1 protein-coding gene is annotated in these 16,088 nt (G+C 75.8%); it reads left to right on the top strand.

From position 1 onward, the window contains the following. Positions 1-25 precede the first annotated feature (25 nt). On the top strand, positions 26-16,066 hold the full coding sequence (locus tag ACIQTO_RS24030; RefSeq protein WP_402391546.1) for a type I polyketide synthase: 16,041 nt from the start codon (positions 26-28) through the stop codon (positions 16,064-16,066). The last annotated feature ends 22 nt before the right edge of the window (positions 16,067-16,088 follow it).

The following is a 16,088-nucleotide window of genomic DNA, read 5'->3' as shown; positions in this document are numbered from 1 at the left end:
GGACTGACACGGAGGACGTAGGAACATGACGACGCCGGACGAGCAGATCGTCAACGCACTTCGTGCCTCGCTGAAGGAGAACGCGCGGCTCCAGCAGGAGAACCAGAAGCTCCTCGAAGCCCCCGCCGAGCCCATCGCCATCGTGTCGATGGCCTGCCGCTACGCGGGCGGGATCCGCACCCCCGAGGACCTCTGGCGGGTCGTCACCGACGGCACCGACGTGTACACCGCCTTCCCCGAGGACCGCGGCTGGGACCTCGAAGGCCTGTACCACCCGGACCCGGACAACCCCGGCACCACCTATGTGCGCGAAGGCGCCTTCCTGCACGACGCGGGCCAGTTCGACGCCGGGTTCTTCGGCATCTCGCCGCGCGAGGCGCTCGCCATGGACCCGCAGCAGCGGCAGCTGCTGGAGGTGTCCTGGGAGGCGCTGGAGCGGGCCGGCATCGCCCCGCACTCCGTCCGGGGCACCGACATCGGCGTCTTCGCCGGCATCGTGCACCAGGACTACGCCCCGGACCTCAGCGGCTACGAGGGCTTCCTCAGCCTGGAGCGGGCCCTGGGCACCGCCGGCGGCGTCGCCTCCGGCCGCGTCGCCTATTCCCTCGGGCTGGAGGGCCCGGCGGTCACCGTCGACACCATGTGCTCCTCGTCGCTGGTCGCCATCCACCTGGCCGCCCAGGCACTGCGCCGCGGCGAGTGCTCGATGGCGCTGGCCGGCGGCGCGACCGTGATGGCCACCCCGGGCGGGTTCGTGGGCTTCGCCCGCCAGCGCGGCCTGGCCTTCGACGGCCGCTGCAAGTCCTACGCCGCCTGTGCCGACGGCTCCAGCTGGGCCGAGGGCGCGGGCGTCGTCCTGCTGGAGAAGCTCTCCCGGGCCCGGGAGCTCGGTCACCGCGTGCTGGCGGTCATCCGGGGCTCCGCGCTCAACCAGGACGGCGCCTCCAACGGTCTGACCGCGCCCAACGGACCGGCGCAGCAGCGGGTCATCCGCAAGGCGCTGGACAGCGCCAACCTGTCCGCGGCCGACATCGACATGGTCGAGGGCCACGGCACCGGCACCGTCCTCGGTGACCCGATCGAGGCGCAGGCGCTGCTGGCCACCTACGGCCAGGACCGCCCGGCCGACCGCCCGCTGCGGCTGGGCTCGGTCAAGTCGGTGATCGGCCACACCCAGGCCGCCTCCGGCGTCGCCGGTGTGATCAACATGGTGCAGGCGCTGCGGCACGGCGTGATGCCGGCCACCCGGCACATCGACGCGCCCACCCCGCAGGTGGACTGGACCGCCGGCGCGGTGGAGCTGCTGACGGCGTCCCGGGAGTGGCCGGAGAACGACCGGCCGCGCCGGGCCGGGGTGTCCTCCTTCGGCGCGAGCGGGACCAACGCGCACCTGATCCTGGAGCAGGTGCCCGAGGAGGAGCCGGCCGCCCTCGGGGCCGCGCCCGACGTGGTGGTGCCGCTGGTGGTCTCCGCCGCCTCGGCGGGGTCGCTGGCCGGCCAGGCCGAGCGGCTGGTCTCCTTCCTCGACGCCTCGCGGGCGGTCCCCCTCGCCGACGTGGCGGGGACGCTGGCCACCGGGCGCGCGGTGCTCGGTGAGCGCGCGGTGGTGGTGGCGGGTTCGCCGGACGAGGCGCTGGCGGGGCTGGGGGCGCTGGCGCGCGGGGAGTCGGCCCCCGGTCTGGTGACCGGGATGTCGGGCGGGGCGGGCAAGCTCGTCCTGGTGTTCCCGGGGCAGGGTTCGCAGTGGGTCGGCATGGGGCGTGAACTGCTGGACTCCTCCCCGGTGTTCGCCGCGCGGGTGGCGGAGTGCGCCGCCGCGCTGGAGCGCTGGGTGGACTGGTCGCTGGTCGAGGTGCTGCGCGGTGAGGCCCCCGCCGAACTGCTGGAGCGGGTGGACGTGCTGCAGCCGGCGAGCTTCGCGGTGATGGTCGGTCTGGCCGCCGTCTGGGCCTCGGTGGGTGTCGTCCCGGACGCGGTGGTCGGTCACTCGCAGGGCGAGATCGCGGCGGCCTGCGTGGCCGGCGCGCTCTCCCTGGAGGACGCGGCGCGGATCGTCGCGGTGCGCAGCCAGGTGATCGCCGGCAGCCTCGCCGGGCGCGGCGGGATGGCCTCGGTGGCGCTCTCCGAGAGCGACGCCGTCGAGCGGCTGGAGCGCTGGGCCGACCGCGTGGAGGTCGCGGCCGTCAACGGCCCGAGGTCCGTGGTGGTCGCCGGTGACGCCGAGGCCCTCGACGAGGTGCTGGACTCCCTGGAGGACCAGGGCGTGCGGGTGCGGCGGATCGCCGTGGACTACGCCTCGCACTCCCGGCACGTCGAGGCGATCCAGGAGACCCTCGCCGAGGCCTTCGCGGACATCCGCGGCCAGGCCCCGCAGATCCCGTTCTTCTCCACCGTCACGGGCGAGTGGATCGGCGAGGCCGGGGTGCTGGACGGCGGCTACTGGTACCGCAACCTGCGCGGCCAGGTCCGCTTCGGCCCCGCCGTCGCCGCGCTGCTGAGCGAAGGGCACACCGTCTTCGTCGAGTCCAGTGCCCACCCCGTCCTGGTCCAGCCGATCAGCGAGATCGTGGACGCCGCCGACGCGTCGGCCGTGGTCACCGGTTCGCTGCGCCGCGACGAGGGCGGCCCGCGCCGCCTGCTCACCTCGATCGCGGAACTCTTCGTCCGGGGCGTCGCCGTGGACTGGACGGGCGTGCTGCCCACCGGCACCGCCCCCGTCGACCTGCCGACCTACGCGTTCGACCACCAGCACTACTGGCTCCACATGACCGGGTCGGCCACCGACGCCGCCTCGCTGGGCCTCACCGGCACCGACCACCCGCTGCTCGGCGCCGTGGTGCGGCTGCCGCAGTCCGACGGGCTGGTGTTCACCTCCCGCCTGTCGCTGCGCACCCATCCCTGGCTCGCCGACCACGCGATGCAGGGCGTGGTGATCGTCCCCGGCACGGTCTACGTCGACCTGGCGGTGCGCGCGGGCGACGAGTTCGGCTGCGGCATCCTCGAAGAGCTGATCATCGAGGCCCCGCTGGTGCTGCCCGAGCAGGGCGGCGTCCGGGTGCAGGTCGCCGTCGGCGGCCCCGGCCCGACCGGCTCCCGCACCGTGGACGTCTACTCCCTGCGTGAGGACGCCGCCGGTGAGGACGGCGACGGCGAGTGGACCCGGCACGCCACCGGTCTGCTCTCGGCCACCGCCCCGAGCGGCAGCGGCACGCCCGCCGTGGACTTCACCGCCTGGCCCCCGGCCGGTGCCGAGCCGGTGGAGATCGACGACTTCTACACCGACCTGGTCGTCCGCGGCTACTCCTACGGCCCGGCGTTCCAGGGCCTGCGGGCGGTCTGGCGGCGCGGCGAGGAGCTCTTCGCCGAGGCCGTGCTGCCCGCGGACCACCGGGAGAACGCCGACAGGTTCGGCATCCACCCGGCCCTGCTGGACGCCGCCCTGCACACCAACGCGTTCACCAACCCGGAGGACGGCCGCAATGTGCTGCCGTTCGCCTGGAACGGGCTGGTCCTGCACGCCCTGGGCGCCTCCGCGCTGCGGGTGCGGGTCGCCCCCCGGGGCACCGACGCGCTGTCCTTCCAGGCCGCCGACGAGGCCGGCGAGCTGGTCCTGACGATGGACTCGCTGGTCTCCCTGCCGGTCTCCGCCGAGCAGTTGGGCAGCGCGGCGGGCCAGGACGGCCGGGACTCGCTGTTCCGGGTGGAGTGGACCCAGCTGCCCGCGCCCGAGGGCGCCACGGCCGCGCCGGTCTGGGCCCCGTTGTCCGGCCCGGAGGACGTGGCCGCGCTCGCCGACCGCGAGAGCGTCCCGCCGGTCGCCGTCCTCGACGCGAGCGGGGACGACGCCGACGCCGACCCGCTGGCACTGACCTGCCGGGTGCTGGCCGCGATCCAGGCCTGGACGGCCGCACCGGGCCTGGCCGACGCCCGGCTGGTCGTGGCGACCCGGGGCGCGGTGCCGGCCGGCGGCGACGCCGCGGTGACCGACCCGGCCGGCGCCGCCGTCTGGGGCCTGGTCCGCGCGGCCCAGGCGGAGAACCCGGACCGGATCGTCCTGGTCGACCTGGACCCCGCCGCCGCCACCGGGGCGGGCCCGGTCCTCGGGGCGGTGCTGGCCTCGGGTGAGCCGCAGGTCGCGGTGCGCGGCACCGTGCTGTCCGCCTCCCGACTGGTGCGTGCCGACGCCGCCCCGGCGGCCGGCGGTGCCGACGCGGCCGACGCCCCCGTGGCCTTCGACCCGGAGGGCACCGTCCTGGTCACCGGCGGCACCGGCTCGCTGGGCGCCGTGGTGGCCCGCCACCTGGTCACCCGGCACGGCGTGCGCCATCTCGTCCTGGCCGGCCGCCGAGGTCCCGACGCCGAGGGCGCCGGCGACCTGGCCGCCGAACTGGCCGGGCTCGGGGCCTCGGTGTCCGTCGTCGCGAGCGACGTCGCCGACCGTGCGGCGGTCGCCGCCCTGCTGACCGCCGTCCCGGCCGAGCACCCGCTGACCGGCGTCGTGCACCTGGCCGGCATCCTGGACGACGGGGTGATCGGCGCGCTGACCCCGGAGCGGATCGCCGGGGTCTTCGCGCCCAAGGCGACCGCGGTGCGCCACCTGGACCAGCTGGTCCGCGAACTCGCCCCGGAACTGCGGGCGTTCGTGGTCTTCTCGTCCGCCGCCGCGCTGCTCGGCTCGGCCGGCCAGGGCAGCTACGCGGCGGCCAACGCCTACCTCGACGCCGTGATGACCCGTCGTCGCGCGAGCGGCCTGCCCGGTGTCTCGCTGGCCTGGGGCCTGTGGGAGCAGAGCACCGGTCTGACCGCGCACCTGAGCGAGGTCGACCAGGCACGGATGAGCCGCGGCGGCGTCCTGGCGCTGACCCCGGCCGAGGGCCTGGCCCACTTCGACACCGGACTGCACGCCGAGCAGGCGCTGCTCGTCCCGATCAAGCTCGACCTGCGGGCGCTGCGCTCCGACACCGCGTCCGGCGGCGCCGTCCCGCACATGCTGCGCAGCCTGGTGCGGAGCGGGCGCCGGGTGGCGCGGGCCGCCGCCGGTGACGGCAGCGGGCTGGTCCGCCGCCTCGCGGGGAAGTCCGAGGCCGAGCAGGAGAGCATCCTGCTGGGCATCGTCCAGGCCGAGGCCACCGCCGTGCTCGGCTTCAACGGCCAGGAACTGGCCCAGGGCACCCGCGGCTTCAGCGACATCGGCTTCGACTCGCTCACCGCGGTCGAGCTCCGCAACCGGCTGAGCGCCGCGACCGGGGTCAAGCTGCCCGCCACCCTCATCTTCGACTACCCCACGCCGGTGGCGCTCGCCCGCTTCCTGCGCGAGGAACTCGGCGACACGGCGGCCGGCGCCGCCGCCGTCCCCACCGTGGTCGCGGCCGACCCGGACGAGCCGATCGCGATCGTCGGGATGGCCTGCCGGCTGCCCGGCGGCGTCCTCGACCCCGAGGGCCTGTGGCGCCTGGTGCACGAGGGGCGCGACGGGATGGTGGGCTTCCCGGACGACCGCGGCTGGAACCTGGACGAGCTCTTCGACGACGACGCGTCGACGCCCGGCACCTCCTACGTGCACAAGGGCGGATTCCTGCAAGGCGCGGGGAAGTTCGACGCCGAGTTCTTCGGCATCTCGCCGCGTGAGGCGCTCGCCATGGACCCGCAGCAGCGGCTGCTGCTGGAGGCGTCCTGGGAGGCCATGGAGCGCGCCGGGATCAATCCCGGCACGGCGCGCGGCGGCAACATCGGCGTCTTCTCCGGTGTCTCCATCCACGACTACGTCGAGTCGCTCACCAGCATGCCCGCCGAGCTCGAAGGCTTCGTGACCACCGCGACCGCGGGCAGCGTGGCCTCGGGCCGGGTCTCCTACGTGTTCGGGTTCGAGGGTCCGGCGGTGACGGTCGACACGGCGTGCTCCTCCTCGCTGGTGGCGATCCACCTGGCCGCGCAGGCGCTGCGGTCGGGCGAGTGCTCGCTGGCCCTGGCCGGCGGCGTCGCCGTGATGGGCTCGCCGGTCGGCGTGCTCGGCATGTCGCGTCAGCGCGGCCTGGCGGCCGACGGCCGGGTCAAGGCGTTCTCGGCGGGCGCCGACGGCACCATCCTGTCCGAGGGCGTGGGCATCGTGGTGCTGGAGCGGCTCTCCGAGGCACGGCGCAACGGGCACCAGGTGCTCGCCGTGCTGCGGGGCAGCGCGGTGAACCAGGACGGCGCCTCCAACGGCCTGACCGCCCCCAACGGCCCCTCGCAGCAGCGGGTGATCCGCAAGGCCCTGGCCAACGCGGGCCTGGACGCCTCCGACATCGACGCGGTGGAGGCGCACGGCACCGGGACGGCACTGGGTGACCCGATCGAGGCGCAGGCCCTGCTGGCCACCTACGGCCGGGACCGCGACCCGGAGCGTCCGCTCTGGCTGGGCTCGCTGAAGTCCAACATCGGCCACACCCAGGCCGCCGCCGGTGTCGCCGCCGTCATCAAGATGGTCCAGGCGCTGCGGCACGGCGTGCTGCCCGCCACGCTGAACGTGACCGAGCCGACGCCGCAGGTGGACTGGACGGCCGGCGCGGTGGAGCTGCTGACCGAGCCGCGCGACTGGGCCGGCGGTGGCCGGCCGCGCCGGGCCGGGATCTCCTCCTTCGGCATCAGCGGCACCAACGCGCACCTGATCCTGGAGGAGTCCGCCGAGGCGGTGGCGCCCGAGCCCGAGGCGGGCGAGCTGCTGCCGGGCGCCGAGGTGGTGCCGCTGGTGGTGTCGGCAGCCTCGTCGGCTTCGCTGGCCGGCCAGGCCGAGCGGCTGGCGGCCTTCCTCGACGCTGCGGACGCGGCGACGCCGGCCGGTACGGCGGCCGCCCTGGTCTCCCGGCGGGCGCTGCTCTCCGAGCGCGCGGTGGTGGTGGCCGGTTCGACGGACGAGGCCCTGGCCGCGCTGGCCGCACTGGCCCGGGGCGAGTCCGCTCCCGCGCTGGTGACCGGTGGTTCGCTCGGGTCGGCCGGGGCGGGCCGGTCGGTGCTGGTGTTCCCGGGGCAGGGTTCGCAGTGGGCCGGGATGGGGCGTGAGCTGCTGGATTCCTCGCCGGTGTTCGCGGAGCGGGTCGCCGCGTGTGCGGCGGCGTTGGAGCCGTGGGTGGACTGGTCGCTGGTCGAGGTGCTGCGGGGTGAGGCCCCGGCCGAGCTGCTGGAGCGCGTCGATGTGCTGCAGCCGGCGAGTTTCGCCGTGATGGTCGGTCTGGCCGCCGTCTGGGCGTCGGTGGGTGTCGTTCCGGACGCGGTGGTCGGCCACTCGCAGGGCGAGATCGCGGCGGCCTGCGTGGCGGGCGCGCTCTCCCTGGAGGACGCGGCCCGGATCGTGGCGGTGCGCAGCCAGGTGATCGCCGGGCAGCTGGCCGGCCTCGGCGGCATGGCCTCCGTCGCCCTCTCCGAGGCCGAGGCCGTCGCGAGGCTGGAGCGTTGGGCGGACCGGGTGGAGGTGGCGGCCGTCAACGGCCCGTCCTCCGTGGTGGTGGCCGGTGACGCCGAGGCGCTGACCGAGGCGCTGGACGCGTTGGCCGCCGACGGGGTCCGGGTGCGTCGGGTGGCGGTGGACTACGCCTCCCACACCCGGCACGTCGAGGCGATCGAGGGGACCCTCGCCGAGGCCTTCGCGGACATCCGCAGCCAGGCCCCGCTGGTGCCGTTCTTCTCCACCGTCACCGGCGCGTGGGTCGACGAGGCCGGGGTGCTGGACGGCGGCTACTGGTACCGCAACCTGCGCGGCCAGGTCCGCTTCGGCCCCGCCGTCGCCGCGCTGCTGAGCGAGGGTCACACCGTGTTCGTGGAGTCCAGTGCCCACCCGGTGCTGGTCCAGCCGGTCAGCGAGATCGTGGACGCCGCCGAGGTGTCGGCCGTGGTCACCGGTTCGCTGCGGCGGGACGAGGGCGGCCCGCGCCGGCTGCTGACCTCGATGGCCGAACTCTTCGTCCGGGGCGTCGCCGTGGACTGGACGGGCGTGCTGCCCACCGGCACCGCCCCCGTCGACCTGCCGACCTATGCCTTCGACCACCGGCACTACTGGCTGCGGACGGCGCCGGCCACCGACGCGGCCTCGCTCGGCCAGGCCTCCGTCGACCACCCGCTGATCGGCGCCGTCGTCCGGCTGCCGCAGTCGGACGGGCTGGCCTTCACCTCCCGGCTCTCGCTGCGCACGCACCCCTGGCTGGCCGACCACGTCGTCGGCGGCGCCGTGCCGGTGCCCGGCTCCGCGCTGGTGGAGCTGGCCGTCCGGGCCGGCGACGAGGTCGGCTGCGGCACCCTCGACGAGCTGGTCGTCGAGACCCCGCTGGTGCTGCCCGAACAGGGCGGCGTCCGGGTCCAGGTCACCGTCGGTGGCCCCGACGAGACCGGTGCCCGCAGCGTCGACATCTACGCGACCCGCGAGGACGCCGCCGACGACACCGGCGCCGACGCCTGGACCAGGCACGCCACCGGCCGGCTCGCCGCGGCGACGGCGGCCCGTACCGAGGCCCACGCCGACCTCGTCGTCTGGCCGCCCACCGGTGCCCGGCAGGCGGGCGCCGACGAGCTGTACGACGACCTGCTCCGCCTCGGCTACGCCTTCGGCCCGGCCTTCCAGGGCGTCCGAGGGCTCTGGCGGCGCGGCGAGGAGGTCTTCGCCGAGGTCGTCCTGCCCGAGGAGCAGCGCCCCGACGCCGGCCGCTTCGGCATCCACCCGGCGCTCCTGGACGCCGCCCTCCAGTCCGGCCTGCGGCACGCCGCCGTCGCGGACGAGAGCGTGGGCGGACCGCGGCTGTGGCAGCCGGCCGAGTGGACCGGCCTCACGCTGCACGCCGCCGGCGCCTCGGCGCTGCGGGTGCGGCTCGCGCCGTCCGACCAGGGCGGGCTGTCGCTGGAGGCCGCCGACGAGACCGGCGGCCCGGTCCTGACGCTGGACGCGCTCTCCTTCCTGCCGGTCTCCGCCGAGCAGCTCGCGGCCGCCTCGGCGGACGCCGGACCCGACTCGCTCTTCCGGGTCGAGTGGGCCGAACTGCCCGCGGCGCCCGCCGGAGGCGAGGCGCTGCCGCCGTGGGTGCCGCTGTTCCACGCCGACGAGGTGCAGATCCTCGCCGACAACGTCACCACCCCGGTGGTCGCGCTGGTCGAGGCGGTCGGCCGGCGCGGCGACGCCCTGGCGCTGACCAACCGGATCCTGGAGCTCGTCCAGACCTGGCTGGCCGCACCGAGCCTGGAGGAATCCCGGCTGGTGCTGGTGACCCGCGGCGCGGTGCCGGCCGGCGGCGACGCCGCGGTGACCGACCCGGCCGGCGCCGCGGTCTGGGGCCTGATCCGCGCCGCCCAGGCGGAGAACCCGGACCGGATCGTCCTGCTCGACACCGACACGGCCACCGACGTCACCTCCGGCACGGACGTCGAACCGCTGCTCGCCGCCCTGCTCGCCGGCGGCGAACCGCAGGTCGCCGTGCGCGGCGGCGTGCTGTCCGCGCCGCGGCTCGTCCGGGCCACCGGCGGCGACGCGACCGGCACCGACCCGGCGTTCCGCCCGGAGGGCACCGTCCTGGTCACCGGCGGCACCGGCTCGCTGGGCGCCCTGGTGGCCCGTCACCTGGTCACCGAGCACGGCGTCCGGCACCTGGTGCTGGTCAGCCGGCGCGGGGCCGAGGCGGCGGGCGCGCCCGAGCTGGCGGCCGAACTGGCCGGGCTGGGCGCGGCGGTGACGGTCACCGCCTGCGACGTCGCCGACCGCGACGCGGTGGCGGCGCTGCTGGCCACCGTGCCGGCCGAGCACCCGCTGACCGGGGTCGTGCACACCGCCGGTGTGCTGGACGACGGGGTGATCGGCGCGCTGACGCCGGAGCGGATCGCGGGCGTCTTCGCGCCCAAGGTGACCGCCGTGCGGCACCTGGACGAGCTCACCCGTGAGCTCGGACTGACCACGTTCGCGGTGTTCTCCTCCGCCGCCGGCCTGTTCGGCTCGGCCGGCCAGGGCAGCTACGCGGCGGCCAACGCCTACCTGGACGGCCTGATGGCCGGCCGTCGCGCGGCCGGCCTGCCGGGTGTCTCGCTGGCCTGGGGCCTGTGGGAGCAGAGCACCGGTCTGACCGCGCACCTGAGCGAGGTCGACCAGGCACGGATGAGCCGCGGCGGCGTCCTGGCGCTGACCCCGGCCGAGGGCCTGGCCCTGTTCGACGCGGCCCTGAACGCCGACCGGGCCCTGGTGGTGCCGATCAAGCTCGACCTGCGGGCCGCCCGCGCCGACGCGGCCTCCGGCGGCGCCGTCCAGCCGCTGATGCGGGGTCTGGTCCGGGCCGGCCGGCAGGCCGTGCGGGCCGCCGCCGCGCAGCGCGGCGGCGGCGGGCTGGCGGACCGGCTGGCCGGGCTGTCGGCGGCCGAGCAGGAGGCCCTGCTGCTGGAGCTGGTCCGCGGCCAGGTGGCGACCGTCCTCGGCCACGCCGGGGCGGACAACGTCAAGGCGGAGAAGGCGTTCAAGGACGCCGGCTTCGACTCGCTGACCTCCGTCGAACTGCGCAACCGGGTACGCGAGGCGACCGGTCTCAACCTGCCCACCACCGTGGTCTTCGACTACCCGACCCCGCTCGCCCTGGCCCGCCACCTGCACGGCGCGTTCGGCCACGTCGCCGCCGCGGCCGGATCGGCGGCGCCGACCGTGCTGGTCGCCGACCCGGACGAGCCGATCGCGATCGTCGGGATGGCCTGCCGGCTGCCCGGCGGCGTGGCGAGCCCGGACGACCTGTGGCGGTTGGTCGCCGACGGCCGGGAAGCCCTCTCCCCGTTCCCGGAGGACCGCGGCTGGGACCTGGACGGCCTGTTCGACGCCGACCCCGGCCGGGTCGGCACCTCCTACGTCGACCGGGGCGGCTTCCTGCACGAGGCCGGGCTGTTCGACGCCGGGTTCTTCGGGATCTCGCCGCGTGAGGCGCTGGCGATGGACCCGCAGCAGCGGCTGCTGCTGGAGGCGTCCTGGGAGGCGCTGGAGCGCGCGGGCATCGACCCGGCGGCGCTGAAGGGCACCGACGTCGGCGTCTTCTCCGGCGTGATGAGCCAGGGCTACGGGTTCGGCGGCGAGATCCCGCCGGAGCTGAGCGGCTTCACCGCGACGGGTTCCGCCGGCAGCGTGGCCTCGGGCCGCGTCTCCTACGTGTTCGGCTTCGAGGGCCCGGCGGTCACCGTCGACACGGCGTGCTCCTCCTCGCTGGTGGCGATCCACCTGGCCGCGCAGGCGCTGCGGCAGGGCGAGTGCTCGATGGCACTCGCCGGCGGCGCGACCGTCCTGGCCAACCCGCACACCTTCGTGGAGTTCTCCCGCCAGCAGGCGCTCTCGCCCGACGGCCGCTGCAAGGCCTTCTCCTCGACGGCCGACGGCACCGGCTGGGCCGAGGGCGCGGGTGTGGTGGTGCTGGAGCGGCTTTCCGAGGCGCGCCGCAAGGGGCACCCGGTGCTCGCGGTGGTGCGTGGCAGTGCGGTGAACCAGGACGGCGCGTCCAACGGTCTGACCGCGCCCAACGGCCCCTCGCAGCAGCGGGTGATCCGCAAGGCCCTGGCCAACGCGGGCCTGTCCACCGTCGAGGTGGACGCGGTCGAGGCGCACGGCACCGGCACGGTGCTCGGTGACCCGATCGAGGCACAGGCGCTGCTGGCCACCTACGGCCAGGACCGGGAGCCGGGGCGTCCGCTCTGGCTCGGGTCCGTCAAGTCCAACCTGGGGCACGCGCAGGCCGCCGCTGGTGTCGCGGGCGTGATCAAGATGGTGGAGTCGCTGCGGCACGGGGTGCTGCCGCCCACCCTGCACGTCGAGTCGCCCTCGACCGAGGTGGACTGGGAGGCCGGCGCGGTCGAGCTGCTGACCGAGGCGCGGGCGTGGCCGGAGACCGGCCGCCCCCGCCGCGGCGGGGTGTCCGCGTTCGGTGTCAGCGGCACCAACGCGCACCTGATCCTGGAGCAGGCGCCGGTCGAGGCCGAGGCGGAGCAGGCGGTCGTGACCGCCCCCGACGCCCTGGTGCCGCTGGTGCTGTCCGCGAAGAGCGCGGGCTCGCTGGCCGGCCAGGCCGGGCGGCTGACCGCCTTCGTGGAGACCTCCGGGGCCGGGGCGCCGGACGTCGCCGCCGCGTTGCTGTCGCAGCGGGCGCTGCTCTCCGAGCGCGCGGTGGTGCTGGCGGGTTCCACGGAGGAGGCGCTGGCGGGGCTGGCCGCGCCGGCGCGCGGGGAGGCCGCGGCCGGGGTGGTGACCGGCACGGTGTCCGACGCGGACCGCACGGTGTTCGTCTTCCCGGGGCAGGGTTCGCAGCGGGTGGGGATGGGCCGGGAGTTGGCGGAGCGGTATCCGGTGTTCGCCGAGGCGTTCGACGCGGCGTGTGCGGCGTTGGACGCGGGGTTGGCGGGCCGGGTGGAGCACTCGGTCAAGGATGTCGTGTTCGGTACGGCGGGCGATCTCGGCCAGACGGTGTTCACCCAGGCCGGCTTGTTCGCGGTGGAGACGGCGTTGTTCCGGCTGGTGGAGTCCTGGGGCGTGCGGCCGGACGCGGTGCTGGGGCATTCGATCGGTGAGATCACGGCCGCGCATGTCGCGGGTGTGCTGTCGCTGGCGGACGCGGCGGCCGTGGTGGCCGCGCGGGGCCGGCTGATGCAGGCGCTGCCATCCGGTGGCGCGATGGTGGCGGTGGCGGCGACGGAGGCAGAGGTCGCCGAATTCCTGGGCGATGGCGTCGACTTGGCGGCGGTGAACGGTCCGTCCTCGGTGGTGCTCTCCGGGGAGGAGGCGGCCGTGCTGAAGGCGGCCGAGAGCCTGAAGGAGCAGGGTCGTAAGGTCAAGCGGCTGGCGGTCTCGCACGCCTTCCACTCGGCGCTGATGGAGCCGATGCTGGCCGAGTTCGCCGCCGTGCTCGGCGAGGTGACCTGGGGCGAGGCGCGGTTCCCGGTCGTCTCCAACGTCACCGGCCGGGTGGCCGAGCCGGGTCAACTCGCCGATCCCGCCTACTGGGTGGACCATGTACGCCGCCCGGTCCGGTTCGCCGACGGGATCACCGCGGCCGCCGAACTCGGTGGCGCGCTGTTCGTCGAGCTGGGCCCGGGTGCCGCGCTCAGCGGAGTGGTCGCGGAGTCCGCCGGCGAGGACGCGCTCTGCGTCGCCGCGCTGCGCGACGGCCGCCCCGAGGCGCACACCCTGCTCACCTCGGTGGCCGAACTCTTCGTCCGGGGCGTCGCGGTGGATTGGGCCGCGACCCTGCCCGCCGGCGCCGGCAGCGCCCACCTGGAGCTGCCCACCTACGCCTTCGACCACCGGCACTACTGGCTGCAGACCACCCAGGCCACCGACGCGGTCTCGCTCGGCCAGGTCACGGCCGACCACCCGCTGCTCGGCGCGGTGGTGGAGGTGCCCGAGACCGGCGGGGTGCTCTGCACCTCCCGGCTCTCGCTGCGCACCCACGCCTGGCTGGCCGACCACGCCGTCGGCGGCGTCGTCCTGGTGCCCGGCACCGGTCTGGTGGAGCTGGCCGTCCGGGCCGGTGACGTGGTGGCCGCCGGCGCGCTGGACGAACTCGTCATCGAGGCCCCGCTGGTGGTGCCCGAGCACGGCGGCGTCCGGGTCCAGGTCGCCGTCGGCGGCCCCGACGAGCACGGCACGCGCACCGTCGCCGTCTACTCGGCCCGCGAGGACGCGGCCGGCGAGATCGGCCCGGGCGCCTGGACCAGGCACGCGGCCGGCACCCTGACGACGGCTCCGGCCGACGTCGCGGCGACGCCCGGCTTCGACGCCACCGTCTGGCCGCCGGCCGGCGCGGAGCCCGTCGGCCTCGACGTCGCCGGGTTCTACGACGACCTCGCCCGGCACGGCTACGCCTACGGCCCGGCCTTCCAGGGCCTGCGGGCGGTCTGGCGGCGCGACGAGGAACTGTTCGCCGAGGTCGTCCTGCCGGACGAGCGGCGCGACGAGGCCACCCGCTTCGGCATCCACCCGGCGCTGCTCGACGCGGCCCTGCACACGCAGGCGTTCGCCCAGCCGGAGGACGGCCACAACGTGCTGCCGTTCGCCTGGAACGGGCTGGTGCTGCACGCCGCCGGCGCCGGGGCGATCAGGGTCCGGATCGCCCCGCAGGGGCCCGACAAGCTGGCGCTGACCGCCGTCGACGAGGCCGGCGGCGCCGTCCTCACGGTCGACTCGGTGACCTTCCGGCCGGTGGACGTCGAGCAGCTGGACACCGCGGCGGCGGCCGACGAGGGCCGCGACGCGCTGTTCCGCCTGGAGTGGAGCGCGCTGCCCCCGGCACCGGCGGCAGCCGGCCCGGTGCCGTCCTGGGTGTCGGTCACCGGCGGCGAGGACGTGGCCGCGCTGGCCGGCGAGGCACCCGCCGTCGCCGTCCTGGAGGCCCAGGGCACCGGCGGCGCCGACCAGGTGGCCGCCCTGACCGGAACGGCACTGGAGGTCGTCCAGGCCTGGCTGGCCGACGAGGCCTTCGAGGACGCGCGGCTCGTGGTGGTCACCCGGGGCGCGGTGCCGGCCGGGCCCGACGCCGACGTCACCGACCTGGCCGGAGCGGCGGTGTGGGGTCTGCTGCGCACCGCCCAGGCCGAGAACCCCGACCGGATCGTCCTGCTCGACCTCGACCCGGACACCGAGGACTCCTTCGGCACCGTGCTCGGCGCCGTCCTGGCCGGCGGTGAGCCGCAGGTCGCGGTCCGGGCGGCGGCGCTGTCCGTGCCGCGCCTGGTCCGGGCCCAGGCCCGGCCGGGTACGGAGGCACCGGAGGCGTTCCGCCCCGACGGGACCGTCCTGGTCACCGGTGGGACGGGTTCCCTCGGCGCACTGCTGGCGCGGCACCTGGTCACCGAGCACGGCGTCCGGCACCTGGTGCTGGCCAGCCGGCGCGGGGTGCGGGCGGCGGGCGCGACCGAGCTGGTGGCCGAACTGGCCGGTCTCGGGGCGGCGGTGACGGTCACCGCCTGCGACGTGACCGACCGGGAGGCGGTCGCGGCGCTGCTGGCGGCGGTGCCGGCCGAGCATCCGCTGACCGGCGTCGTGCACACCGCCGGCGTCCTGGACGACGGGGTGATCGGCGCGCTGACGCCCGAGCGGCTGGCCTACGTGTTCGGTCCGAAGGTGACCGCCGTGAGCCACCTGGACGAGCTCACCCGCGACCTCGACCTCACCACGTTCGCGGTGTTCTCCTCCGCGTCCGGCCTGTTCGGCTCCGCCGGCCAGGGCAACTACGCGGCGGCCAACGCCTTCCTCGACGCGCTGGCCCACCGGCGCCGGGCGGCGGGCCTGCCCGGCACGTCCCTCGCCTGGGGCCTCTGGGAGCAGATCAGCGGCATGACCGCCCACCTGGGCGCCGCCGACCAGGCCCGGATGAGCCGTGGCGGGGTCCTGCCGATCGGCCCGGCCGAGGGCATGCGGCTGTTCGACGCGGCCCTGCGGACCGACACGGCGCTGGTGGTGCCGATCAAGCTGGACCTGCGCTCGCTGCGGGCCGACGCGGCCGCCGGCCGCACGGCCCAGCCGCTGCTGCGCGGACTGGTCCGCGCCGGACGGCAGTTGGCACGCACCGCGGCCGGTGACAGCGGCGGGCTGACCCGTCGCCTCGCCGGCCTGGCACCGGCCGCCCAGGAGGCCCTGCTGCTGGACCTGGTCCGCGGCCAGGTGGCGACCGTGCTCGGTCACGCCGGGCCGGACCAGGTCGGACCGGAGACGGCGTTCAAGGACGCCGGCTTCGACTCGCTGACCTCGGTGGAGCTGCGCAACCGGCTCCGCGAGGCGACCGGCCTGAAGCTGGCCGCGACCGTGGTGTTCGACTACCCGGCCCCGCTCGCGCTGGCCCGCTTCCTGCACGGCGAACTCGGCACCACCGACGACGCGCTCTCGATCGTGAACGCGAAGATCGAGGACATCGAGTCACTGATCGCCGGACTGCTGTCCGACGAGTCCAAGAAATCCAGCATCGTGCTCCGCCTTCAGGGGTTGGTGGCGAAGTTCAACGGAGTCGAGCAGACGGAAGAGTCCACGGTGGCCGAGCAGTTGGAGTCCGCCTCGGCCGATGAGGTCCTGGACTTCATCAACGACGAGCTCGGAATCTCCTGAACCCCCCACGCCTTCACGGTCT

It is taken from the genome of Kitasatospora sp. NPDC091207 (assembly GCF_044768625.1).
Classification (GTDB): domain Bacteria; phylum Actinomycetota; class Actinomycetes; order Streptomycetales; family Streptomycetaceae; genus Kitasatospora.
Note: the sequence above shows the minus strand (reverse complement) of the source record. Positions and strands in the feature narration are given on the sequence as shown.